The sequence below is a fragment of the Vreelandella populi genome (assembly GCF_003989825.1).
GTDB classification, from domain to species: domain Bacteria; phylum Pseudomonadota; class Gammaproteobacteria; order Pseudomonadales; family Halomonadaceae; genus Vreelandella; species Vreelandella populi.
Genome location: NZ_RZHE01000002.1, coordinates 24570 through 50034 on the forward strand (window position 1 = coordinate 24570; position 25465 = coordinate 50034).

Below are 25465 nucleotides of genomic sequence, written 5' to 3' on the forward strand. Positions count from 1 at the left end.
TGTGAGCACTTAAAAATGCTGCATGAGTTAGTTGCAATTTATGGATGTCAATCAGCGAATTATTTCCCGTTTAGCCGATGAGCTAGGCGTGCGTATACAGCAAGTGGCGGCCACGGTAGAGTTACTGGATGGTGGCGCTACAGTGCCTTTTATCGCCCGTTACCGTAAAGAGATCACCGGAGCGCTGGACGATACGCAACTGCGCCAGTTGGATGAACGGCTGCGCTACCTGCGCGAGCTTGAAGAGCGCCGTGAAGCCGTGCTGCTCGCGATCGATGAGCAGGGTAAGCTGGATGCGCCGCTGAAGGCTGCTATCCAGTCAGCCGAAACCAAGCAGCGTCTGGAAGACCTGTACCTGCCGTTCAAGAAAAAGCGCCGCACCAAGGCGCAGATTGCCCGTGAAGCCGGCCTCGAGCCCCTGGCTGACGCGCTGCTTGCCAACCCTACACTTGACCCCGAAGCCGAAGCGGCCAGCTACCTGCGCCCGGCCGAGGGTGACATTCCCGCGATTGAAGACGCCAAGGCGGCGCTGGATGGTGCCAAGCAGATCCTCATGGAGCGCTTTGCCGAAGATCCGGAGCTGATCGGTCGGCTGCGCGAGCGCCTGTGGCAAGAAGGCGAGCTGAGCGCCCGCGTGCTTGAAGGCAAGCAGCAGGAGGGCGCCAAGTTCTCCGACTATTTCGAGCACGATGAAAAGCTGGCCAAGGTGCCTTCACACCGTGCCCTTGCTATGTTCCGCGGGCGTAACGAGGGCGTGTTGGGCCTCTCCATTCGCCTGCCAGGTGAAGATGAGGCCCCCGTTCACCCGGCCCAGGTCGCCATTGCCCGCCAGGTAGGCATTAGCGATGAAGGCCGCGCCGCCGATAAGTGGTTAGGCGAGGTTGTCCGCTGGACCTGGCGGGTAAAACTGTATACGGCGCTTGAAACTGAACTGCTGGGTCGCCTGCGTGAACAGGCGGAGCTAACGGCTATTGAGGTTTTCGCCGCCAACCTGAAAGATCTTCTACTGGCTGCACCTGCGGGGCAGAAGGTAACGCTCGCTCTCGACCCTGGGCTGCGTACCGGCTGCAAAGTGGCGGTCGTGGATGCTACCGGACAGTTTGTCGATCAGGCCACCATCTACCCCCACGCACCGCAAAACCGCTGGGATGAGTCGCTGGCAGTGCTTGCCAAGCTTGTTAAGCAGTACGGTGTCGAGCTCATCGCGGTGGGCAACGGTACCGCGAGCCGGGAAACCGACAAACTTGCAGGCGAGCTGCTTAAAGCGCTGGCGCCTGGATACCGGTTAAGCAAGGTGATGGTATCTGAAGCGGGCGCTTCGGTGTACTCCGCCTCAGAGTATGCCTCTCGCGAGTTGCCGGATCTGGATGTCACGATTCGCGGCGCGGTATCTATCGCTCGTCGCCTGCAGGACCCGCTGGCCGAGCTGGTCAAAATTGAACCCAAATCCATTGGTGTGGGCCAGTATCAGCACGATGTCTCTCAGGTTCAGCTTTCTCGCAGTCTGGAAGCGGTTATCGAGGATTGCGTAAACGCCGTGGGCGTTGACCTCAACACCGCGTCAAGCGCGCTGCTTTCTCGGGTAGCGGGTTTGAGTACTGCCCTGGCGGACAACATCGTAGCCCAGCGCAACGTTCACGGTGCATTTAAAAGCCGCAAGGCCCTGCTGGAAGTCAGCCGCTTGGGCCCCAAGACCTTTGAGCAGTGCGCGGGCTTCTTGCGTATTCACAATGCCGATAACCCCTTGGATGCCAGCGCCGTCCACCCCGAGGCCTATACCCTGGTTGAGCGTATCGCCAAGCAGAGCGGGCGTGAAGTGAAAGGTCTGATTGGTGATAGCGCCGCGCTGAAAGCCTTAAAGCCAGCTGATTTCGCCGACGAGCGCTTCGGGATCCCCACGGTCAGCGACATACTCAGCGAGCTTGATAAGCCCGGCCGTGACCCGCGCCCGGAGTTCAAGGCGGCAGAGTTTCGTGAAGGCGTGGAAACCCTCAAGGATCTCAAGCTCGGGATGGTGTTGGAAGGCACGGTAACCAACGTGACCCCCTTTGGCGCTTTTGTGGATATTGGGGTGCACCAGGATGGCCTGGTGCATATTTCAGCGCTGTCCGATCGCTTTATCGATGACCCGCGCACCGTGGTGAAAGCCGGGGATATCGTGTCGGTAAAAGTCATGAGTGTAGATATTGCCCGTAAGCGGGTAGGGCTTTCCATGCGTCTGGATGACGAGCCGCAGCGAGAAGAAAGTACTCCCGCGCCGGCAGGTCAAGGGGCACAAAAGCCACCACGTAGTAAACGCGCTACCCAAAAGTCTGCTGAAACGGCGGCGCCCATGGGGGCGCTCGGTGCGGCATTGCTCAAGGCGCGCAAGAGTAAATAGTTGCCCGATGCGAAGACTTAAGTGCTCGGATGGGCCGACTGTTCTCAATGCCTGGATATCCTGAAGACCTGGATGTCTTGAATATTTAATGGTTGCCGCCATATCCTGTCTTCTATTTTCGAGACAGCGACGATGGCGATGCCACCGGATTTCACCAAGGCCTGCATGGCGGGCCTTACTGACAAGGAGTGTTCACCTTGCCTGAACCACTCACTGTACCTGCCCAACTAACCGCCCAAATCGAGCGGCTACTGCCCAGTGCCCGTCTGGGGCGCCTGGGACGCTTGCGGCGAGGGCTGGAAAAAGAGGGGCTGCGGGTAGATGCAAAGGGGCATATTGCACAAACGCCGCATCCCGCCGCCCTAGGCTCCAAGCTCACGCATCCGCATATCACCACCGATTATTCAGAAGCGCTGGTCGAGTATATTACCCCGGTCTATTCGCAGCCTCGCGAAGCGTTAGAGTTTTTGTCCGACCTGCATACGTTTACCTACCACCACCTTGACCAGGAGTGGATCTGGCCGGGTAGCATGCCGTCACGGCTTTCGGGTAACGATAGCGTGCCTATCGCCGACTACGGCACGTCTAACGTGGGTACCATGAAGCATGTCTACCGCAAAGGACTGGATGTGCGCTACGGGCGTATTATGCAAGCGATTGCCGGCGTGCATTACAACGTCTCGCTACCGGAAGACATGTGGCATGCCCTGCGCGAGCTGGAAGGGGCGGTCAATATTCCGTTCAATGACTATCGCTCCACCCGCTATTTCGGCCTTATCCGTAATTTCCGCCGTCATAGCTGGCTGCTGCTGTACCTGTTTGGCGCATCACCCGCGATAGATAAAAGCTTTCTGCCCGAAGGCAACGTGCCGGAAAAGTTGAAGCCGCTTAACGACGACACCTTTTATGCACCGTTCGCCACAACGCTTCGCATGTCGGATCTGGGCTATCAGAACAAGGTTCAGTCGCAGCTCAAGATCTGCTTCAATTCGTTGTCGAACTACGTCAACACGTTGCGTCATGCCATCTCAACGCCCTGGCCCGACTATGAAAAGCTCGGCGTTAATGTAGAGGGTAACTGGCAGCAGCTAAATGCCAATATCCTGCAGATCGAAAACGAGTACTACAGCGATATACGCCCCAAGCGAGTGGCCAAGCACAACGAAACGCCCAGCCAGGCGCTTGAAGCACGTGGCGTTGAATATATCGAAGTGCGCTGCTTGGACCTGAACCCGTTTGACCCACTAGGCGTTACCGAAACCCAGATGCGCTTTGTAGATACCTTTTTGATGTGGTGTCTGCTCAGCGAAAGCCCGTGGATCTCGGATGACGAGTGTGACCGCCTAGACGACAATCGTCGCTGGGTCGTCGAGCGGGGGCGTGACCCTGAGCTTAAGCTGATTCGTAACGGTCAGGCCACCTCGGTGCACGAGTGGGGCGAACAGATCTTTGCCGAGCTCAAAGAAGTCGCCCGTCTTCTCGATGCCGTGGAAGACAACGCTCCTCACGTTGCTGCATTGGATGAACTGGCGCCGCGGCTGAAAGATCCATCGCTCACTCCGTCAGCACAGCTACTGGCGCGTATCCAGGAAGGCAACGGCTCGCTTAGTGATACGCTTTTGGTACTTGCCAAAGAACAAGGTGAAAAGCTTAAGCAAACCCCCATGCTGCGCTCGCGCGAAGCGTTGCTGGCCCAGCTGATCGAAACATCACACCAGCAACAGCGGGATATTGAAGCGGCCGATCAGGAAAGCTTCGCTGCCTTTCTGGAAACCTACTTTACCAAGGCGCGTGAGTCCCGCGCTCTGTCGGCGTTACTTCCTGAGGATAGGCAATGAACCAGGCAGCACTTCGTCCAGTAGCGCTCGCAGGCCTGGCATTTTGTGTGTTGATGATGGCGGTAGCGCTCGGTCTTGAACATATTGGCGGGTTTGAACCTTGTCCGTTATGTGTTTTTCAGCGCGTAGCGGTGATCGCCGCAGGGGTAATCTTTGCCGTTGCGGCCATCCATAACCCAGGTGGCAAGGTAGGTGCAGGTATTTACGGTGTGCTAGGGCTCGCGGCGGTGGGAACAGGTGCCTTTATTGCCGGGCGCCATGTCTGGCTACAAAGCCTGCCCGCCGATCAAGTACCTTCCTGCGGCCCTGGCCTGGATTACATGATGGATGTGCTGCCCATGAGGGATGTCATTTCCATGGTGCTGAATAGCTCAGGTGAGTGTGCGGAGATTGATTTCACGCTTCTGGGCTTCTCACTGCCCGCCTGGACACTGCTTGGTTTCGCGATACTGGCACTCGTGCCGCTGCGTATGGTGTGGTTAGCTATCAAACGGTAGAACTTTAAGCTGTCGGTCATTATCCAAGAATAACAAGGAGAGCGGCGTGCTTTATCGACACTTCGCCACACAAGAAGAGATCGACCGGGCCTACAATCCAATGCTCGGTCGAGACCCTCAGGTATTAGTGAAGGATTGGCAACAGCGTAGTGAAGCGTCACGTGCCCGGCACCGCGTGACGCTGGATCTTGCCTATGGTCCTTCCACTGCCGAGCGCATGGATATCTTCCATGCGCAAAGTTCAGATGCTCCCGTGCATGTCTTCTATCATGGCGGTTATTGGCGCTCATTAAGTCATCGTGAGTTCAGCTTTATTGTCGATGGTCTCGTCAAGGCAGGTATTACGGTAGCAGTAGTCAATTACGCCTTGTGCCCCCAGGTGCGCTTTAGCGAGCTGGTTCGGCAAAGCCAGGCAGCAGTTGCTTATGTCTATCGGCATGCAAAGGCGTTAGGTGTCGATCCTGAACAACTGAGCATTTCAGGCCATTCAGCGGGCGGACATTTATCGGCCATGCTCGTTTCGACCGACTGGGAAGGCAGCTTTGGCTTGCCCAACCAGCTGATTCGTGGTGCTCTTTGTATTAGTGGCCTATACGATCTGCGGCCTTTCCCCTGGTCGTGGCTGCAGCCCAAGCTGCAGTTAAGCGGGCGAGATGTTCAGGAATTCAGCCCGCTATGGCTGCCGTGCCGGGTGACGGCGCCCATGCAGTTAGCCGTGGGTGGCCAAGAGCCTGAAGAGTTTGAACGGCAAATGACGACTTACGGCGAGCAATTGCAGCAGAACGGCCAGCAGGTAGAGCAGCATTTATTCAAGGAAGCCGACCACTTTTCAATTCTTGAGCACTACCTTGAAGGGGGCTGTTTTGTTGAGTGGATCAAGGCGTTTCACAAGGTTTAGCAGCGCCCCGCCCGGGGCGCTGTCATTTTTCAGATAGGGCCTAGGCTTCGGGGATCACCGCTGTCGCTTCAATCTCCACCTTGGCCTGGTCTTCGACAAGGCCTGCCACCTGCACCATGGTCATCGCCGGGAAGTGTTTGCCCAGCACTTCGCGATAGGCCGCACCTACCTCTTTAAGCCTTGCCAGATACTCCCGTTTGTCCGTCACATACCAGGTCAAACGCACAAGATGCTCAGGGCCTGCGTTAGCCTCTTTTAAGACGGTTACGATATTCTGCAGCGCCTGGTTCACTTGAACGACAAAATCATCGCTTTCAAACAATTGATCGGCATTCCAGCCAATCTGCCCGCCTACAAAAACAGTCTGGCCGGAAGCCAATACGCCGTTAGCGTAGCCTGCTGCGGCTTTCCAGTGAGCAGGATGAAGAAGCTGGTGAAAGGTGGCGTCACTCATGAGGGCTATCCTTATAGGTTATCGACGATAAAATGTTGGCGCATTGTATCGGTCCATGGCATTGACTTACCGCTATGCAAATTCATAAATACCAAAGTCAAACGACTTGTTAGACGTTTCTGATCAGCGCAATACGCATTTATCTGCAGTGTTAGACTGCTGTGCCCAACGGCTTGAACAGCCAGTTCGAAGGTTAATATTTCCCCTAACCGGCTCGGCGCACAAAACTGGGTGTTTATTGAAACCGTGGGTACTCCCGCCCCGCTTTCAACATGCAGATAGTTGAAATCCTGCTGCACAATTTCCTCAAACCAGTCTTCAACCACGGAATTGATCATCTCGAAATAACGCGGGTAAAAAACAATGCCTGCCGGGTCACAATGCTGAAAACGCACCTTTCGCTGTGTCGTAAACGTCATGATTTGCTCCTAAACGCCCAGGTACCGGTCACGAATGGTGTTATCCAGCGCGGCCGGTTTGCCATTCCATACGGTACAACCCTTTTCCAGAATGGTGCAGCGATCAGCAATGGGAAGAATCTCGCTTAATGACTTATCCACTAGCAGCGTGGCCTGCCCCTGCTTCTTGAGAAGTCGAATAGCCTGCCATATCTCCTGGCGAATAACCGGGGCTAAGCCTTCCGTGGCTTCGTCCAGTACCAGTAGCCTTGGGTTCGTCATCAAGGCGCGTCCAATGGCCAGCATCTGCTGCTCTCCACCAGAAAGCGTTTTGGCCATTTGCGAGCGACGTTCCTCCAGGCGGGGAAATAAGGCTTCCACTTTGCCCAAGGTCCATTCACCTGGACGCGCCGTTACCATGAGGTTTTCACGAACGGACAGGTTAGGAAAGCAGCGGCGCCCCTCAGGCACCAAGCCCAGCCCGGCTTTGGCAATACGGTATGAGGGGAGGCGAATAAGACTCTGGGAGTCAAATTCAATGGCACCGCGCCGGGGCGGCGTAAGCCCGAATATGGAGCGAATGGTGGTGGTTTTACCCATGCCGTTGCGTCCCATCAATGCGACCATTTCACCGGCGTTGACTTCCAGGTTGACGCCAAAGAGCGCCTGGGAAGGCCCGTAGAATGTTTCAATATCCGCAACTTTAAGCATCATCATTCCCCAGGTAAGCTTCCCGAACGCGCGGATCCTGTTTGATCGCGTGACTATCTCCCTGCGCTATAACGCTACCCGATACCAGCACTGAAATACGGTCAGCCAGCCGGAAGACAGCTTCCATGTCGTGCTCAATCAACAAGATGGGGACTTCGGCTTTCAGGGCTTCAAGCAGCTCGGTAAGCTTGGCTGAACCTTCCGGCCCCAGGCCCGCCATGGGCTCATCGAGCAGTAGGGCGCGCGGTTTGAGTGCCAGAGCGCAGGCGACCTCCACTTGGCGTCGTTCACCATGAGAAAGCTCCGATACAGGCGTCCAGGCACGGTGGCTAAGCTGCATGCGTTCCAACGCCTCATAGGCTGGTTCAAGCAGCTCCTTATCGCGGGCGACGGGTTTCCAGAAGCGAAAGCTATGGCTTTGCAATGCCTGAACACCCATCATCACGTTGCGCATTACTGATAACGGTTCGGCAAGGGATGAAACCTGAAAGCTGCGCCCGAGGCCTAGCCGGGCGCGCTGAGCAATGCTCATGCGGGTGATGTCGGTGCCTGCCAGGAAAACACTGCCTTCATCAGGGCGTATGTTGCCGGCAATCTGCCCGATAAGGGTGGATTTACCTGCACCATTAGGGCCGATCAAGGCATGAATTTCGCCTTGGTGCAGTTCCAGAGATACGTCATTGGTTGCCTGTAAGGCACCAAAGCGCTTGTGCAGTTGGTGCAGCGAAAGGACGACATCACTCATTGCGCTCTCTCCCGGCAAGCCAGCCCATGACGCCGTGCTTGGCAAACAGAACCACGCCCAGCAGTACCAACCCAAGGAAGAGCTGCCAGTATTGGGTAATGCCCCCAAGTAGTGTTTCCATCATGACAAACAGAATGGCACCAGCAAGCGGACCATAAAGACGTCCAACGCCACCCAAAATGACAATCACCATCAGCTCGCCGGAAAAGTGCCAGCTAAGCATCGTAGGGCTGACAAAGCCGTTCAGATCAGCATACAGCGCACCTGCAAGCCCGGTAATAACGGCAGAGATAACAAACGCAATCAGGCGAATGGGGTAGGGGCTGATGCCCGCTGTTGCAAGTCGCACGTCGTTGAGGCGTGCCATCGTTAGTGCAGCGCCAAAGCGCGATTTCATCAGACGTGACGTAATCGCCATGGCCAGCACAAGGCCCGCGAAACAAATCAGAAAATAGCTGAGTGTGTTGGTGGTATCGACAAGCGGAAGGCCGTTGCGCAGGTAGATAGGCAGGCCATCCTCGCCGCCGTATGTGGGCCAGGAGTTGGCAAAGTAGTAAATCATCTGGGCAAAGGCGAGGGTGATCATAATGAAATACACCCCGGTGGTGCGCAGCGAAATAGCCCCGATAGCCAGCGCCAGCAGCCCGCATAGTACGGCCGCGGCCAGCCATACGACCAGCAGGTTATCGCTGCCTGGCACACTAAAGGGCCAGGTCATGAACGGCGTAAAATCAAAGGCGTGATAGGCGCTAATGCCTGCTACATAACCGCCTAGGCCAAAATAGGCCGCGTGACCGAAACTCACCATGCCGCCGTAACCAATCGCCAAGTTCAAGCCCACAGCGGCCATGGCAATAATCGTGATACGTGATGCCAGGTTTACATAATAGATGTGACCCAGAAAGTAAGCCGTTACAGGCAATAGGAGCAGCAGGCCGAGCAGAGTGAGCTGTACAAGCCCTTTACGGCTAAAATGGCTGTCAGCGCTAGGTGCCAGAGAAGCTTCGGCAACCCCTGAGGAAGTAGGATTAGTCATGAGCGGCAAACAGTCCCTTAGGCTTGAACGCGAGGATAACGGCCATGAGGATATAGATGAGCATCGCGGCTAATGCCGCGCCGACGCCCGTTGCCTCAGAGGGTGGCATGAAGGCACGAAAGAAAATCGGTAGGTAAACACGGCCAAGCGTGTCCACGATACCCACCAGCAAAGCACCGAAGAGCGCGCCCTTGATTGAGCCAATGCCGCCGATCACGATCACGACAAAGGCGAGTATCAAGACCGGCTCGCCCATACCCACCTGTACCGACTGCAGCGCGCCCACAAGCGCACCGGCAAGTCCCGCCAAGCCGGCACCTAGCGCAAATACCAAGGTGTAGAGCTTTGAAATATTCACCCCTAGCGCGCCAATCATTTCCCGGTCGCTTTCCCCTGCTCGAATACGCATGCCTAGCCGCGTTCGAGAAATAAGCAGGTAAAGCCCAATGGAAATGGCAACTCCCACGCCAATCAGTACCAAGCGATAAATGGGATAGCGGGTATCGCCCGGCAGCGTGACAAAACCGGTTAGCCAGGAGGGTGGGCTTAGCCGTAAAGGAGACGAACCGAAGATCAAGCGCGTCCCTTCTGAGAAAATCAATATAAGCGCAAAGGTTGCCAGTACCTGATCAAGGTGAGGGCGATGATACAGGCGGCGAATAACAATCAGCTCAACCAGCGCGCCGGCCAGAGCGGCCGCTACGATGCCTGCGCCCAGCCCAATTAAAAAGGAACCTGTCGAGGCGGTAATCGCCGCCGTCGCGTAGGCGCCCACCATATAAAAGGAGCCGTGAGCGAGATTGATAAGTCCCATCACCCCAAATATTAGCGTAAGGCCGCTGGCCATCAGAAACAGCATGGTGCCAAGCTGTACGCCGTTGAGTAATTGTTCAATGAGTAGAGTAACGGACACGTTGGGTATCCCTTAAAGAAATGGAGATAGGCTGGGTGATAGCACCCAGCCACGCTGATCTCACATCTGGCACTGTTCGTAATAAATGTCTTGAATATCTTCGATAGCGATACCCAGCAGGCGGTTGGTCGGCTGGCCGTCATCACCTTCTACCACTTCACGGACGTAGATATCCTGAATGGGGTGATGATTGGGGCCGAAACGGAACTCGCCACGTACGCTATCAAAGTCGGCAGCACGTAGCGCTTCACGGAAGGCGTCTTGATCATCAGGGTGGGCCACTTCAAGGGCGCTTAAGATTAGGTTGGCGGTGTCGAACCCTTGTGCGGCATACAGCGTCGGTGTGCGTCCGTACGCTTCCCGGAAGCTCTCTACAAAGCGGTGGTTGGTTTCATTATCCAGATCATAAGCCCAGAGTGACGTATTTCGAGCGCCAATGGCTGCGCTGCCCACTGCTTTGATCAGAATCTCATCAAACGAGAAAGCAGCCCCGAAAATGGGAATATCCACCCCCGAGCTTTCCCACTGCTTCATAAACGAGATACCCATACCGCCGGGTAAGAAGAAGAACAGGCTATCGGCATCACTGGCCCGAATCTGGGCAATTTCAGCGGCGTAGTCGGTTTGCCCCATCTGGGTATAAAGCTCGTCGATCACGTCCCCTTCATAAAGGTGCTTGAAGCCTGCTAGCGCATCAGTACCCGCTGGGTAGTTCGGGGCCAAGATAATGGGCTTCTCATAGCCTTCCTCCCGCATGTAGGCACCCATGGCCCCGTGCAGGTTGTCATTCTGGTACGCTACGTTGAAGTAGTTCTCGTGGCACATACGCCCGGCCAGGTCAGAAGGACCTGCATTAGGAGACAGGTAAAAGGTCCCCTGACGAACCACAGCAGGTACGACCGCCATGGCAAGGTTGGACCAGATAATACCGGTAAGGATGTCAACGTCATCACGCTGCATAAACTCATTGGCCAGGCTGCGGGCCAGGTCAGGTCGGTTGGCATCATCCTGAATGAGTACGTCAATATCATCCTTTCCCGACTGCTCCATCGCCAGCATAAAGCCATCGCGCACATCGACACCCAGGTGAGAGCCGCCCCCTGAAAGTGTCGTGATCATGCCGATTTTAACGTCCTCAGCATGGGCCATCGCGACGCTTGAAGAGAGCAGAAGGCCAAGGCCTAAGCGAGTCATGTTTTTCATAATCATTCCCTCAATGTATTTATGGCGTTGTTATCACTTAGAGGTAGGTAAGTTAGTGACAGGTACGTTAGTGCCAGGAAGGCCGTTATCTGCGTAATACGCCTGATTCAATCGAAAACGTTGGACCTTACCGGTGGTGGTTTTGGGCAGCGTATCGATAAAGCGTATTGAACGAGGATATTTATACGGCGCAATCGTTTGCTTAACAAAATCTTGCAGCATTTGTCGGCAAACATCATCTTCCTCAAATCCATCGTTTAAAACCACAAATGCCTCAACAATTTGGCCCCGCTCCTGGTGCGGCGCGCCAATCACGGCACACTCCTTGACGGCGGGATGGGCAAGCAATGCCGACTCCACCTCAGGTCCGGCAATGTTGTAGCCCGCTGAGATAATCATGTCGTCATTGCGGGCGGCGAAATGAAAGTAGCCTTCATCATCCTGATAAAAGGCATCGCCGGTAATGTTCCAACCATCGGCGACGTAATTGCGTTGGCGCTTATCGGCTAAATAACGGCAGCCAGTAGGACCGCGCACCGCGAGCCGGCCGACCGTACCACACGGCACATCGCCCATGGCGTTATCCACAATACGCGCTTGATAGCCAGCCACTGGTTTGCCCGTACAGTTAGGGCGGTGATCATCCAGACGGTTAGTGATAAAAATGTGCAGCATTTCAGTAGCCCCGATACCGTCGAGTATCGGGACTCCCGTTTGTTTGATCCAGTCGTGATAGATAGGTGCTGGCAGCGTTTCGCCTGCGGAAACTGCAATGCGCAAGCTGCTCAGGTCAGTACGGCTAGTGGGTGCGGACAGCATAGCGCGATAGGCGGTAGGCGCAGTAAACACCACCGTTGCCTGATATTCGCGAATGATTTCCATCATGTTGGGCGGGGAGGCGTGCTCAAGCAGTACCGCTGTTGCGCCAAAACGTAAAGGAAAGATGGCAAGCCCACCCAAGCCAAAGGTAAACGCCAGCGGAGGGGAGCCGACAAAGACATCGTCCGGTGTTACCTGCAGCACTTCCTGGGCATAACCATCGGCAATGATCAGTAAGTCACGATGAAAATGCATGGTCGCTTTAGGTAAACCGGTGGTGCCGGAAGTAAAACCCAGCAGTGCCACGTCATCGGCCGCGGTATCAACAGGGTCAAAGGTGGCAGGCTTGCCTAGTGCCAGGCGGTCCAGCTCCGCATCATGGTTCGCTGTGCCATCAAAGCCAACCACTCGCTTGAGAAATTGGCTTTGGGCTTGGCTATCCATGAGTTCTTCAAGCAGGCGGGTATCGCATAAGGCTAAACTGATTTCCGCCTTATCAATTACCTGATTCAATTCCTTGCTGCGCAGCATGGGCATGGTGTTCACCACCACCGCACCCGCCTTGGTCGCCGCTATCCAGCAGGCCACCATTGCAGGGTTGTTGGCGGAGCGAATCAGCACCCGCTGGCCAGGAATCACGCCTAAATCGTCTACCAAGACATTGGCAAGGCGATTGGTCCACTCGGTGAGCTCGCGGTAAGTGCGGCGACGTCCGTTGCCTGCCAGGGCAATGCGCTCGCCGAAGCCGTTGGCGACCAAACGGTCACAGAGTTCCACACCCGCGTTTAGCCGCTCGGGGTAATCGTAGTCTGAAAGCAGAAATTCTGGCTGTCCATCAGTGGGTGGCAGGTTATCCCGCGCAAACGTGTCCACATGGGCCGACTGAAAGTACATACCAACCTCCGTATTTAGTGTCGTTGTTTATTCCTGACGACGTCTCAACGAAGGCGCTGTCAGGGATACGGTGTCTGGCGTTATGGGTTATTTTTATTCTTGGCAATGTAGCGTTTAGCAATGTCGTATTGAGCAAAATCGTGTTGAGCAATGTACGGCGTTTACCTGTGTCAGCTCACCTCGGAAAGCAGGCTGCGGGCGATCACCACCTTTTGTACATCTGATGCGCCTTCATAAATACGTAGCGCGCGGATTTCACGATAAAGGCTTTCAATAATATGGCCTTTGCGCACCCCGTCGCCGCCGTGTAGCTGCACGGCCTGATCAATGACCTCTTGCGCCTTGTCTGTGGCAAATAGCTTGGCCATGGCCGCTTCCCGGGTAACGCGCGCAGCACCCTGATCCTTGGTCCAGGCCGCGCGGTAAACCAATAAAGCGGCGGCATCCACATTCAGCGCCATATCGGCCAGGTGGCCCTGAACCATTTGTAGATCAGAAAGCGAAGCGCCAAATAGCTCGCGAGAGCGGCTGCGGGATAATGATTCATCCAGCGCCCGGCGAGCGAAACCCAGTGCCGCCGCCCCGACGGTTGAACGAAAGACATCCAGTACCGCCATGGCAATACGAAACCCCTGGCCTGGCTTGCCGATTAGCGCGCTTTCGGGTAACCACATATCGTTGAAGCCCAGGCGAGCCAGCGGGTGAGGGGCAACCGTTTCCAGGCGTTCTAAAATCTCCAGCCCAGGCGTTGTGGCAGGCACTAAAAAAGCAGACAACCCTTTGGCGCCCGGACCTTCGCCGGTGCGGGCGAAAACCGTATAGATATCGGCAATACCGCCGTTAGAGATCCATGTTTTTTCGCCATTCAAACGGTAGCCGTCGCCCTCGCGCTTGGCCGTGGTATCCAGCTGTGCCACATCAGAGCCTGAGCGTGGCTCGCTAAGCGCAAACGCCGAAAGCGCTTCACCGCGGCGGGTTTTATCCAGCCACTGCTTTTGTTCATCGCTGCCAAACAGGCTGATCGCACCGGTACCCAGCCCCTGCATGGCAAACGCAAAATCCGCCAGGCCATCATGACGGGCGAGAGTCTCGCGGATCAGGCACAAACTGCGTACATCGATATGTTCGCCAGCCGTGCCTTTTAAGAAACCCGCCTTACCCAGGTCGCGGACGAGCTGAACGCAGGTCGCATCCACATCGGCGTGCTCGCGAGGCAGTTCTGCGTTGCACCACGCTTCCAGGCGCGCTGAAAGATCACGATGCTGGTCCTCAAAGAAGGGCCACTCAAGAAATTGCTGGTCGCTCATCAGTCCCCCTTGAACTCGGGTTTTTGTTTGGCTACGAAGGCGTGGTAGGCACGTGCAAAGTCGTTGGTCTGCATGCAGATGGCTTGCGCCTGGGCTTCTGATTCAATGGCCTGCTCAAGGCTCATCGACCACTCCTGGTTCAGCTGTGTCTTGGTAATGCTGTGCGCAAAGGTGGGGCCCTGAGCCAGCCGGGTAGCGTAGGCGATAGCGTCTTCTTCAAGGGATTCAGGTTCGACCACACGGTTATAAAAGCCCCATTGCAGGCCTTCTTCGGCGCTCATGCTGCGGCCGCTGTAGAGCAGGTCTGCCGCACGCCCCTGGCCAATGATGCGCGGTAACATCGCACAGGCGCCCATATCGCAACCGGCTAGCCCCACGCGGGTAAACAGAAACGCCGTGCTGGTGCGAGGCGTGGCAAAGCGAATATCCGAGGACATGGCGATAATCGCTCCCGCGCCTACGCAAATACCGTCGATGGCGGTAATAATCGGTTTGCCACAGTTCAGCATGGCTTTTACCAGATCCCCCGTCATGCGGGTGAATTCCAGTAAGCCCTTCATGTCGCGGCCTACCAGCGGGCCGATAATTTCATGCACGTCACCGCCGGAGCAGAAGTTTTCGCCGTTGGACGTAAATACCACCGCGCTTACATCGGTGGCGTACACCAAATCGCGAAAGGTATTGCGCAGTTCGGCATAGCTTTCAAAGGTCAGCGGGTTTTTGCGTTCCGGGCGATTCAACCGAATAACGGCGACAGTGCCTCTCATTTCCCAGATAAAATGTTCAGGGGCTAATTCAGCCATGCTTGTCATCTTATTGTTCTCGTCGGTCGGTGGTTAATTGGAGGCAAATGGCGTGGTTAGGTCACGTCGCTAAGCGGCGTGGGGAGCCGGTGGAGCAGCTCACCGATATGGTGGGCATCCTCTTCAGCCACCCCTTCAAACAGCGCGTTGATCCAGCGCTCATGTTCAGAAGCCATTTTGCTAAAGCTTGCGCGGCCCGCGTCTGTCAGGCATACCCGGGTGGCACGCCGGTCACCCTCAATGGCGATACGCTCAACGCAGCCATCCTCTACCAGGCGATCAATAATGCCGGTAACGTTGCCATTGGATACCCGCAGGCGACGGGATAGCTCATTCATCTTCAGGCCATCCCTATCGGCATACAGCGCCGCCATGACGTCAAAACGCGGTAGCGTGGTGTCATGCTCTGTCCGCAGGCGCTCGCGCAGCGTGGACTCCACTTGGCGAGTAACCCGCAACATGCGCAGCCATAGCCGCAGGCGTTCTTTGCTCAAGCGCTCTGCCGTCATACTTCGCCTCCTGAAATCGAGATCGCCTGACCATTGATGGCGCCGCTATGCGAGCCGCATAACCACATGGCGGTCGCGGTTACTTCTGAAGGCGTTATCAGGCGGCCTGTTGGGTTCGTGGATTTAAAGTGTGTGCTTGCCTGCTCGGCAGACTGTCCTGTCTTGGTCACAATGGTCTCAATGCTGGCCGCTAAGAGTGGCGTGTCGGTAAAACCAGGGCATAGCGCATTAACGGTAATATTGCGGGTGGCCGTCTCGGCTGCGAGTGAACGCACTAGCCCGACCACCCCATGTTTTGCCGCGCAGTAAGCGCCTACGTAGGCGTAGCCTTTAAGGCCCGCAGTTGATGCAACGGCAATCAATCGACCGCCGTCATTTAACTGCTTTAAGCCCTCGCGCAGGGTCAAAAACACCCCGCTCAGGTTCACGTTCAGCATGCGCTGCCACTGATCAAACGACGTTTTAGCGAACGGCGCGCTTTCGGCAGCACCGGCATTGGCAATCACAATATCAACGCTACCCAGCTGCTCGAACAGCGCCACCATAGCGGCTTCGTCGGTGACGTCGACTACCGCGCAATGGATGCTTGCATGCTGCTCGGCGATGGCTTGAAGCGCGGCTTCTCGGCGCCCGGTAATCGTCACTTCTGCACCAGCTTTCGCAAAGGCCAAGGCCATATCCGCACCGATACCGCTGCCACCGCCGGTAATCACTACCCGCTTGCCTGCCATGTTTTTGTCTACCAGGCTCATACCCAGCCCTCACCACGTTCTGCCAGGCGCTGTAGCTGATCGGCGCCTGCCCGATAGGGCACCGGCCATTCAACGTCGCGATCGCCAAGCTTAGCCGCAACATGCAACAACCAGTAAGGGTCGGCGAGGTGAGGGCGGGCAATACATACCAGATCAGCGCGGCCAGCGATTAAAATTGAGTTCACATGGTCGGCTTGATAGATATTGCCCACCGCCATGGTGGCGATAGGCGTCTCATTACGGATGCGGTCAGAAAAAGGTGTTTGGAACATGCGCCCATACACCGGTTTGGCCTGTGTCGAGGTTTGCCCGGCAGATACATCAATGATATCCACGTCTGCTGCGCGAAGACGCTTGGCGATTTCCACCGCATCATCGGGCGTGATGCCTTCATCACCGCGCCAGTCATTGGCTGATATGCGCACCGCCAGCGGTTTGTGAGCAGGCCAAACGCTGCGCACGGCACGAATAACCTCAAGCGGGTAGCGCAGGCGGTTATCTAAAGAGCCGCCATACTCGTCGTCACGGTGGTTGGTCAGTGGGGTAATAAAGGATGAGAGCAAATAGCCATGGGCGGCATGAATCTCGATCATGTCAAAACCGGCACGGTCAGCCATTTGTGCGGCGCTGACAAATTCATCGCGTACGCGGTTCATATCGTCTTGAGTCATGGCTTTAGGCACTTGATTGGGCTCAGACCAGGATACGGCAGAGGCTGCCATGATGGGCCAGTTGCCATCGACAAGGGGAGCGTCCATCTCCTGCCAGCCAAGTTGAGTTGAGCCTTTAGGGCCTGAATGCCCAAGCTGGGCGCATAGCTTGGCGGAGGTTTCTGCATGCACGAAATCGCATAGGCGCTTCCAGGCGGCTTCATGCTCGGGGGCATACAATCCTGGGCATCCCGGCGTGATACGCCCGGTTGGGCTGACACAGGTCATCTCGGTGTACACCAAACCGGCGCCACCTTTGGCACGCTCCGCGTAGTGGGTAAAGTGCCAATCGGTGGGGCAGCCATCCACTGCCTTGTATTGCGCCATGGGGGATACCACCACCCGGTTAGCCAAGCGCATATCGCGGAGCTGATAGGGCGCAAACATCGGCGCACGGGAACTATCAGGGCTGCCCGCCTGAGCCTGAAACCAACGCTCAGCACTTTGCAGCCACTGTGGATCACGCATCCGCAGATTTTCATGACTAATGCGTTGGGACCGGGTCAATAACGAGTAGTTGAACTGAACCGGGTCCAGGTCCAGGTAGCGTTCTACCTGCTCGAACCATTCGGTCGAGTTGCGCGCGGCTGATTGCAAACGCAGCACTTCAAAACGGCGCTCCTCTTCATAGCGAGCAAATGCATCGCTCATGCTGCTTTCGCTATGTAAATACTCAGCGAGGGCAATGGCACTTTCCAGAGCAAGCTTTGAACCCGAACCAATCGAGAAGTGGGCGGTGGCGGCTGCATCACCCATCAGGACTACATTCTCAAAACTCCACTTCTCGCAGAGTACCCGTGGGAAGTTGATCCAGGCTGAGCCACGCACGTGGTTGGCATTGGTCATCAATGAGTGGCCGCCAAGATGTTTGGCAAAGATCCGCTCGCAGATCGCAATCGATTCCTGTTGGCTAAGCTCTCCAAAACCAAACGCCTGCCAGGTGGCTTCGCTACACTCAACAATAAAGGTCGCGGTGTCGTTATCGAACTGATACGCATGCGCCCACACCCAGCCATGCTCGGTCTTTTCGAAAATAAACGTGAAGGCGTCGTTGAAGGTTTGATGTGTACCCAGCCAGACAAATTTGCAGGCACGCACGTCAATGTCGGGTTTGAAATGCTCGGCATAAATTTGGCGGGTGCGGGAATTGAGGCCGTCGGCGGCGAGTACCATGTCAAATTCGCGCCGGTACTCATCGATGCTGGTTTCGGTTATATCGGTCTCAAAGCGCATCTCTACGTCCAGCTCACGAGCACGCTCTTGCAGCAAGAGAAGTAATTGGCGGCGGCCAATGCCACAAAACCCATGGCCGGTTGAAACGGTTTTAACACCTTTATGGATAACCGCAACGTCATCCCAATACGCGAAATGTTCACGAATACGCGTGGCACTTACCGGGTCATTAGCCGCCAGATTGTCCAGGGTTTCGTCGGATAAAACGACGCCCCAGCCAAAGGTATCGTCTGCACGGTTACGCTCGATAACCACAATTTCATGGGCGGGATCGCGTAGTTTCATACTGATAGCAAAATAAAGACCAGCAGGCCCTCCACCCATGCAGGCGATTTTCATTATTGTTCTCCCCGTAGATGCTCGTTCTTTTTGAAGATAGGGAAATGACTTTAAAAATTCAAGATTAAAATTTTTAAGCTTAAAGTATTTTTTGAGAATCCGATTTATCAGTTGCTTATCGCACTCGTAATTACGCCCATAAGGTGAGAGCATGAAAGAACGGCACTGCACCAAGGTAGAGATGATATTTATGATCATTCCGCTGAGAAGGGTGCGGCTATTGATGGGCGTTTAGTACTAAGGAAACCGCCCCTGATGGGATTGACAGAGCAAGATGAAAAGGTGAGTCTAGCTTTGTTATCGGTGGCTATTAGCAAGGAGAAGCTCCATGCTCGAAGATTGCAAAAATGCCCAGGAGCGCTGGGGAGGCGTTCACAATCTGATTGATCGATGGCTTGAGCAGCGCCGCTCGCTGTTGATCAGTTTTATTGAGCTGAAGGAAGCGTGCGATAGCGAGCTTGAGGCTGTCAGTAAAGCGCGCATTGATACTTTCAGCGAAACGCTGATGGATTATATCAGCGCCGGTCACTTTGAGATTTACCCCCAGTTGGCCGAAGAGGCACGGGCATTCAATGATGAAAGTGCCCTGCAGATTGCCTCTCAGCTTCTAGAGCGGCTGGAAATGTCTACCCAGATGGTGCTCGAGTTCGATACTGACTACGCATCGCCAGTTCGCTGCCAGCAGCACTTGGTAAGGCTGCCCGCCTGGATTGACCGCCTTGCAAAAGGCTTGACCGAACGCTTCGCGTTAGAAGATCAACTGATTGCCCGCATGCATGCGGCGCATACGCCTCTGCATACTAAAACCTCCGCATAATATTGCCCCTACAGAAGCATCGTTAAGCGGTGCTCCCGTTTGTTTAGCCCTGCCCATTTCCATGCCTAGCTATCGCGGGAAAGCAGATATGTACCACGGCATATTGTAGCGCGTGGTAACGTTTTGCGAGGCAACGAGCAAATAAGGCACCCGCGGGTGGCGGCTGCCAAGCCGCCCAGGCCGTGCCACCTATGACATGCACTTGTGCCGCATTACCCAACCCCGGCAGCGCTTGGCGCGCTGCTCCCGCGGGTGCGCTGGCGCTTACCACGCGCTACAAGTCTGCCAGCAACCGTAGCGCGTGGTAACGTTTTGCGAGGCACGAGCAAATAAGGCACCCGCGGGTGGCGGCGTTAAGCCGCCTTGGTTGTTCCATATAGGTCAGTCATTGCTCTCACTGTTCACTGCTTGATACGATGAAGCTTTCCACCCAGTACCAGCATGCAGGGGGTGAGCAGTAGGGTAAGGGCGGTAGCGAACGTTAAGCCGCCGGCGATAGCGCTGGACATCTGGGTCCACCACTGCGCTGAAGGCGCGTTGAAACCCAGCGACGGCGCGAACAAATTGACGTTCATGCCCAGCACCATCGGCATCAGGCCGAGAACCGTCGTGATAGCCGTCAACAGTACCGGGCGCAGGCGCAAGCAGCCGGCTTCCAACGCGGCTTCGCCGGGTGCCAATCCATCGCGGCGCAGCTCGTTGTAAGTATCGATCAATACGATGTTGTTGTTCACCACGATACCTGCCAGGGCGATGACCCCCATGCCCACCATCACGATGCCAAATGCCTGGCCCGTTATCAGCAGGCCTATCAGAATGCCCGCGGTTGAGAAAACGATGGCCGACAGCACCAACATGGCTTGATAGAAGCTGTTGAATTGGGTGACCAGGATCAGCGACATCAACCCAATGGCCACAAAGAACGCGCTGATCAAGAACTGCATCGCTTCCAGCTGGTCTTCCTGCTCGCCGGCAACGTTAACCATCAAACCATCCGGCAAACGGTCTTGTGCTGCCTGAAACAGCGCGCTCAAACGTTCATCCGCCAGGTATCCAGGCGCCAGATCGGCGTCAATGGTAATCGCCCGGCGCCCGTCAATGCGGTTAAGCGTGCCCACTTTGGGCGCCGGGGTAATCTCCACGAAATGTGAAATCGGCACCTGCCCACGGGGGGTGTTAATCGTCATGCGGCCCAGCTGGTCAAGCGAGCGCCAACCTTCGGGTAAACGGACGCGAATATCCACCTCATCGCTGACTTCAGGAGGACGGTAGCTAGCCACCTGCAGGCCGGTTGTGAGCAGTTGCACGGCGCTACCGATGGTGGTGATATCGGTACCCATGCGCGCAGCCGCCTCACGATCCACATTGATGCGCCACTCCACCCCAGGCAGGCTGCGGTTATCCTGAATGGCCACGAACCCTCCCAGCTCACGCATGATGGCCTGCAGCTGATCAACTCCTGCGTCGGCAACGCTCGGATTCAGGGCGCTCACTTCCAGAACAATTGGCTTGCCGCCCCCGGGGCCCATTTCCTGCTCCTGAAAATCCAGGCGAATACCTGGAATGTCGCTTGCGCGTTCGGCCATGTCCGCCAATATTTCCCGTGAGGGCCGACGCTCATACCACTCGATAAACTGGAACTGGAGCATACCGATCACATCGTTACCCATCTGCTCGTTGGGCGAAGCAAATGAACGGGCGTAGAGCGCCTGTACTTCGCTCATGCCAGACAGCCGCGCTTCAACGCGCTGCACGATGGCGTCTGTTTCCTGGGCGGAGAAGTCGCCCCGAGCACGCACCAACACCTGGGCGCTGTCCGGCTCAACATTGGGGAAGAAATCCACGCCGTGGTTGAAGCGTCCGTAAGCCGTGTAAATTAACGCCAGAAGCAGCACGGCAATCACCAATACCCAGCCTGGGCGGGCCAACAAGCGGGAAAGCAGGCGCCGATAGCCGCGGCCCATTCGGGTGGTTTGGTCGGGGCGGGCGTCTTCTTGGGTCGGCACCGCTGCCGTGCGGGTAAACAGTCGGCCAAGCGTGGGCAAGAAAATCAGCGCCATGGCGAGCGATGCCAATAAGCAAAGAATCACTGTCGCCGGCAGGTATTTCATGAACTGGCCGACCATACCGGGCCAGAACAGCAGGGGCAAAAACACCGCAAGGGTGGTGGCGGTGGAAGCGATCACCGGCCAGCTCATGCGAGAGGCCGCATTCAGCCACGCCTGGTGGGGCGATTGACCCTCACGCAGATGGCGATCCGCCAGCTCGCTGACCACAATCGCGCCATCCACCAGCATGCCCGCCACCAAAATCAGGGCGAATAGCACCACGATATTGAGTGTGAACCCAAATGCCCAAACCAGCAGAATGCCGGTCAAAAAAGCACCGGGGATAGTCAGGCCTACCAGCAGTGCCATGCGTAGGCCCATTACGGCTACCACCACGATCAACACCAGGACTACCGCGGTCAGCACGTTATTAAGAAGCTCTGAAAGCATATCCTCGACAGTGACCGACTGGTCGAGAATCGTGGTGACGTTCAACTGTTCGGGCAGAAGGTCGCTTGCCTGATCCAAGGTTTCACGTACGGCGGCAATGGTGGCAATGATGTTGGCACCTGCGCGTTTGGAAATTTCCAATACCACGGCCGGCTGATCATCGATGCGTGCAAAGCCTTCGGGGTCTTTAAAGGTAGGATGAATCCAGGCGACATCGCCAAACGTCACGACGCGATCCTCGTCCACCTTGACCGGCATGCTCATAACGTCTTCAAGCGATTCGATAACGCCGGGCACCTTCAAGGCCATTCGACCCGCACCGGTATCCAGGCTGCCTGCGGCCACCAGCCGGTTGTTGTTGGAGACCATGTTGAACAGTTCATTGAAATCAATGCCGTAGCTGTTCAGTACCAGCGGGTCGACCACAATCTCCAGAAGATCCTCCTGCTCGCCACCGATATCGACTTCCAGCACGTCAGCAATGCCTTCAATCTCTTCTTTCAACCGGCGCGCCACGGTAATCCGTTCGCGGGTGTCCAGCTGCCCGGAAAGGCCAATACTGAGTACCGGAAACTCCGAAACATTGACCTCCATGACACGTGGCTCATCCGCCTCCGAAGGCAACTCGTTACGCGCGATATCGACCCGGTCGCGAACGTCGGAAAGCGCCATGTCAGGATCGAAGCCAGGGTCGAACTCCAATGAGATGGAGGCGTGGCCTTCACTTGATTGGGCCGTGAACTTGCGCAGCCCTTCAATACCCCGCAGCTCCTGCTCCATGGGGCGAATCAACAAACGCTCGCCATCTTCCGGGCTAACGCCTTCCAATGTCAGCGACACATAGATCAGCGGGATCGTGACATCGGGGTTGGCTTCCTTGGGAATGACCTGCCAAGCAACAACTCCGGCGAGTAACAGGCTGACCAACAGAAACAGCGTAGTGCGCGTATGGTGAAGCGCGGCATCGATCAACTGGCGCATCAGCGGGCCTCGGATGCAGCGTCAACAGTGACCGGGTCGACGACCTCGCCCGGGTTAACCAGACCAGCACCCAGCGTGATCAGACGCACCTGGTCGGGCAGGCCGCTGACGTAGGCGCTTTCAATCGTCGCGCTGACCAGCTCTACAGGTGTCTGAACCACTTCATTGTCGGTGTTGATATGCTTGATGGTTAACTGGTTTTCATGGTCAAGCGACAGCAACGCAGGGGAGAGCCGATGTACCGAACGAGGTGGCAGCGTGATGGTAAGCTCCGCACTGCCGCCCGCCATGGGCAATTGGAGGGGATTATTCAGCGTGGCTTCGATATAGAACGTACGCGTCGCCTCATCCGCGCGACGACTGATGAAGCTCAGTTCGCCCTCCAGACGCGCACCGTTGAGCAAGCGTGCGGTGACGGGTAGGCCAACGCTAAGCTCGCCCACTTGCTGCTGAGCTACCCAGGCCGCACCGGTCAAACGGCTATCATCTACCAGGCGGCCCCACTCCTCACCGGGCTGTACAAGGTCACCCAGTTCTACTTGCACCCGGTCAAGTGTTCCGCTAAACGGCGCTCGCGGGCGTGAATCGGCAAGCTGCTTTTCAAGCTGGGCCACTTGCGCCACACTCGCACTCAACGAGGCTTGCAAGCGCAGGAGCTCCGGCTGGGAGATCAGCTGGCGCTGGCGCAAGCTCTGGGCGCCAGAATATTCGGCCTGAGCAAGAGATAGCTCATCGCGAGCCTGCTGCAAACGCTCAGGTAACGTATCGTTATCCAGCACCAGCAACGTATCGCCCGCCTCAACGGGGCTGCCTTGGGCAATGGGTTTTTCCACCACAAATCCGCCTACGTTGGCGCGTAGTGTTACTTCACGATCGGCAGTTAACTGGCCTTGAATCAACTGCTGAGGAATGAACAGCGTACTGGTGAGCGGGGTGATTTCGACGCGAGGGCCGCTTACCTGCCCGGAGCTATCCGCTTCGGGCGGGGCCGGCTGAAAACGCTGAAAGTCGCCCAGCACTAACCAGACAACCAGGCCGAGTACCAGCAGGCTGGCCAAGGCGTAAGAAGAGGGGAGCTTGCGCATATAAGGAGGCCTGTATCCCTGGCAACGGTGTTGCACAACACATGAACGAGAAAAAAAGCGCTGCGATACAATAGCGCAACTAATGGCTAGCAGCGAGTACCTGGCGGGCAGGCGAAAGGGAAGTCGCCGTATGTATGATTGAGTTTTTACATGACTGAGCATACCATCTTGGCATCTTGAGTTCTGTCGACCCACCCTAAGGCGAACCAACCAAGGAGCAATGATGAAAGATCCCGTACGTATTGCGATTACCGGCGGTGCCGGCCAGATCAGCTACTCTCTTATTTTCCGCATCGCCGCTGGCGACATGCTGGGCGCGGATCAGCCGGTTATTCTTCAACTGCTCGAAATTCCTCAGGCAATGGATGCGCTGAACGGCGTGGTGATGGAAGTCAACGACTGTGCCTTCCCGCTGGTGCAGGACATTGTTGCCACAGACGATCCGAACGTCGCGTTCAAAGACGCTGATTTCGCTCTGCTGGTAGGTGCGCGTCCGCGCGGTCCGGGTATGGAGCGTAAAGATCTGCTGGAAGCCAACGCCGCGATCTTCTCTGTACAAGGCAAGGCGCTGAACGATCACGCCAGCCGCGATGTAAAAGTACTGGTTGTCGGCAACCCGGCCAACACCAACGCGCTGATTGCTTCCTGCAACGCGCCGGATCTCGACAAAGGTCAGTTCACCGCGATGACGCGTCTGGACCACAACCGTGCGTTGACTCAGCTGGCACAAAAAACCGGCAAGCATGTTAACGACGTTGAGAACATGATCATCTGGGGTAACCACAGCGCCACTCAGTACCCGGATATTGCGCAGTGCAAGGTTGACGGTAAAGCCGCATCTGACCTAGTTGAGCGTGACTGGTACGAAAACGACTTTATCCCCACTGTTCAACAGCGCGGTGCGGCCATCATCAAAGCACGCGGAGCCTCTTCCGCAGCATCCGCGGCGTCTTCTGCCATTGATCACATGCGTGATTGGGCGCTGGGCACTGACGGCATCGTCAGCATGGCGATTCCTTCTGACGGCAGCTACGGCATCGAAGAAGGCATCATCTACTCCTACCCGGTTCGTTGCCAGGGCGGCAAGTACGAAATCGTTCAAGGCTTTGAGCTTGACGAATTCAGCCAAGAGAAGATGAAAGCCACCGAGAAAGAACTGCGTGAAGAGCGCGCAGCGGTTGAGCATCTGCTCGGCTAAACGCGCCGCTGGCCCTGCCAGTAACGTAAAACCCCGCAAGCAAGCTTGCGGGGTTTTTTATTGCCAGCACCGAATGTAGCGCCATACCCAATGGGTGATTGCCGTAACGCCATACCCGTAGCGCGTGGTAAGCGCCAGCGCACCCGCGGGAGCGGCGCGCCAAGCGCTGCCGGGGTTGGGTTTAGTAGCACGGCCAAGGCGGCTTGATGCCGCCACCCGCGGGTGCCTCATTTGCTCGTATCCTCGCAAAACGTTACCACGCGCTACGGGTGTTCAAACCCTTGTGCCAAGCGCTGCCGGCGTTGGGTGGCACGGCCGGGGCGGCTTGGCGCCGCCATTCGCGGGTGCCTTATTTGCTCGTTCCTCGCAAAACGTTACCACGCGCTACGGGTGTTCGAACCCTTGTGTCATGTGCTGACATGTAGCGCGTGGTAAGCGCCAGCGCAC

The 25465-nt window shown here is 56.3% G+C and carries 22 protein-coding genes; 6 read left to right on the forward strand and 16 right to left on the reverse strand.

Annotated elements, in window-relative coordinates; translation table 11 throughout:
* Nucleotides 1-40 precede the first annotated feature (40 nt).
* The 4 genes from ELY25_RS00110 (at nt 41) to ELY25_RS00125 (ending at nt 5613) form a co-directional block, all read left to right on the forward strand.
* A complete protein-coding gene (locus ELY25_RS00110) occupies nt 41-2380 on the forward strand; it encodes a Tex family protein (protein ID WP_126949282.1) in 2340 nt (779 codons plus the stop codon).
* Between the two features lie 197 nt (nt 2381-2577).
* Entirely contained in the window at nt 2578-4218 is a 1641-nt protein-coding gene (gene gshA, locus ELY25_RS00115) for a glutamate--cysteine ligase (RefSeq protein ID WP_126949283.1), read from the forward strand.
* Nucleotides 4215-4715, forward strand: a complete 501-nt coding sequence (locus tag ELY25_RS00120; RefSeq protein ID WP_126949284.1) for a disulfide bond formation protein B — start codon at nt 4215-4217, stop codon at nt 4713-4715. Before gshA ends, ELY25_RS00120 begins: the two co-directional genes overlap by 4 nt.
* A gap of 46 nt (nt 4716-4761) precedes the next feature.
* Nucleotides 4762-5613, forward strand: coding sequence for an alpha/beta hydrolase (locus ELY25_RS00125; protein ID WP_126949285.1), 852 nt, complete (start codon nt 4762-4764; stop codon nt 5611-5613).
* Between the two features lie 40 nt (nt 5614-5653).
* Here the strand turns inward: ELY25_RS00125 and ELY25_RS00130 are convergent, their stop codons facing one another.
* The 13 genes from ELY25_RS00130 to ELY25_RS00190 form a co-directional block, all read right to left on the reverse strand.
* Nucleotides 5654-6067: a RidA family protein gene (locus ELY25_RS00130; RefSeq protein WP_126949286.1), complete on the reverse strand. Its 414-nt coding sequence runs from the start codon at nt 6065-6067 to the stop codon at nt 5654-5656.
* Nucleotides 6068-6078: 11 nt separating this feature from the next.
* Entirely contained in the window at nt 6079-6486 is a 408-nt protein-coding gene (locus ELY25_RS00135; protein ID WP_126949287.1) for an acyl-CoA thioesterase, read from the reverse strand.
* Between the two features lie 9 nt (nt 6487-6495).
* On the reverse strand, nt 6496-7176 hold the full coding sequence (locus ELY25_RS00140; RefSeq protein WP_126949288.1) for an ABC transporter ATP-binding protein: 681 nt from the start codon (nt 7174-7176) through the stop codon (nt 6496-6498).
* On the reverse strand, nt 7169-7921 hold the full coding sequence (locus tag ELY25_RS00145) for an ABC transporter ATP-binding protein (RefSeq protein WP_126949289.1): 753 nt from the start codon (nt 7919-7921) through the stop codon (nt 7169-7171). Before ELY25_RS00145 ends, ELY25_RS00140 begins: the two co-directional genes overlap by 8 nt.
* Complete coding sequence (locus ELY25_RS00150) at nt 7914-8957, reverse strand: branched-chain amino acid ABC transporter permease (RefSeq protein ID WP_185856208.1); 1044 nt, start codon at nt 8955-8957, stop codon at nt 7914-7916. The genes ELY25_RS00145 and ELY25_RS00150 overlap by 8 nt, the downstream gene beginning before the upstream one ends.
* The gene (locus tag ELY25_RS00155; protein WP_126949290.1) at nt 8950-9870 is read right to left on the reverse strand and encodes a branched-chain amino acid ABC transporter permease; all 921 of its coding nucleotides are present in this window, start codon (nt 9868-9870) and stop codon (nt 8950-8952) included. The genes ELY25_RS00150 and ELY25_RS00155 overlap by 8 nt, the downstream gene beginning before the upstream one ends.
* 60 nt (nt 9871-9930) lie before the next feature.
* Nucleotides 9931-11073, reverse strand: a complete 1143-nt coding sequence (locus ELY25_RS00160) for an ABC transporter substrate-binding protein (protein WP_126949291.1) — start codon at nt 11071-11073, stop codon at nt 9931-9933.
* A gap of 33 nt (nt 11074-11106) precedes the next feature.
* A complete protein-coding gene (locus ELY25_RS00165; protein ID WP_126949292.1) occupies nt 11107-12786 on the reverse strand; it encodes a benzoate-CoA ligase family protein in 1680 nt (559 codons plus the stop codon).
* Nucleotides 12787-12956: 170 nt separating this feature from the next.
* Nucleotides 12957-14093: an acyl-CoA dehydrogenase family protein gene (locus tag ELY25_RS00170; protein ID WP_126949293.1), complete on the reverse strand. Its 1137-nt coding sequence runs from the start codon at nt 14091-14093 to the stop codon at nt 12957-12959.
* Nucleotides 14093-14896 (reverse strand): enoyl-CoA hydratase family protein, encoded by an 804-nt coding sequence (locus ELY25_RS00175; protein WP_422822359.1) that lies wholly within the window; start codon nt 14894-14896, stop codon nt 14093-14095. The genes ELY25_RS00170 and ELY25_RS00175 overlap by 1 nt, the downstream gene beginning before the upstream one ends.
* A 56-nt stretch (nt 14897-14952) precedes the next feature.
* Entirely contained in the window at nt 14953-15405 is a 453-nt protein-coding gene (locus ELY25_RS00180) for a MarR family winged helix-turn-helix transcriptional regulator (RefSeq protein WP_126949295.1), read from the reverse strand.
* Nucleotides 15402-16157 carry an SDR family NAD(P)-dependent oxidoreductase gene (locus ELY25_RS00185; protein ID WP_126949296.1) on the reverse strand — a complete coding sequence of 252 codons (756 nt, stop codon included), beginning with the start codon at nt 16155-16157 and terminating at the stop codon, nt 15402-15404. Before ELY25_RS00185 ends, ELY25_RS00180 begins: the two co-directional genes overlap by 4 nt.
* A complete protein-coding gene (locus tag ELY25_RS00190) occupies nt 16154-18439 on the reverse strand; it encodes a bifunctional salicylyl-CoA 5-hydroxylase/oxidoreductase (RefSeq protein ID WP_126949297.1) in 2286 nt (761 codons plus the stop codon). The genes ELY25_RS00185 and ELY25_RS00190 overlap by 4 nt, the downstream gene beginning before the upstream one ends.
* 328 nt (nt 18440-18767) lie before the next feature.
* Between ELY25_RS00190 and rsd the strand changes: the two genes are divergently transcribed.
* Nucleotides 18768-19256, forward strand: coding sequence for a sigma D regulator (rsd, locus tag ELY25_RS00195; protein WP_126949298.1), 489 nt, complete (start codon nt 18768-18770; stop codon nt 19254-19256).
* Between the two features lie 401 nt (nt 19257-19657).
* Here the strand turns inward: rsd and ELY25_RS00200 are convergent, their stop codons facing one another.
* Nucleotides 19658-22735: an efflux RND transporter permease subunit gene (locus ELY25_RS00200; RefSeq protein WP_126949299.1), complete on the reverse strand. Its 3078-nt coding sequence runs from the start codon at nt 22733-22735 to the stop codon at nt 19658-19660.
* Nucleotides 22735-23820 (reverse strand): efflux RND transporter periplasmic adaptor subunit, encoded by a 1086-nt coding sequence (locus ELY25_RS00205; protein ID WP_126949300.1) that lies wholly within the window; start codon nt 23818-23820, stop codon nt 22735-22737. The genes ELY25_RS00200 and ELY25_RS00205 overlap by 1 nt, the downstream gene beginning before the upstream one ends.
* A 223-nt stretch (nt 23821-24043) precedes the next feature.
* On the opposite strand from ELY25_RS00205, the gene ELY25_RS00210 reads away from it, so the two are divergent.
* Complete coding sequence (locus ELY25_RS00210; protein WP_126949301.1) at nt 24044-25018, forward strand: malate dehydrogenase; 975 nt, start codon at nt 24044-24046, stop codon at nt 25016-25018.
* 57 nt (nt 25019-25075) lie between these two features.
* Here the strand turns inward: ELY25_RS00210 and ELY25_RS17740 are convergent, their stop codons facing one another.
* Complete coding sequence (locus tag ELY25_RS17740; protein ID WP_185856204.1) at nt 25076-25249, reverse strand: hypothetical protein; 174 nt, start codon at nt 25247-25249, stop codon at nt 25076-25078.
* Nucleotides 25250-25465: the final 216 nt, after the last annotated feature.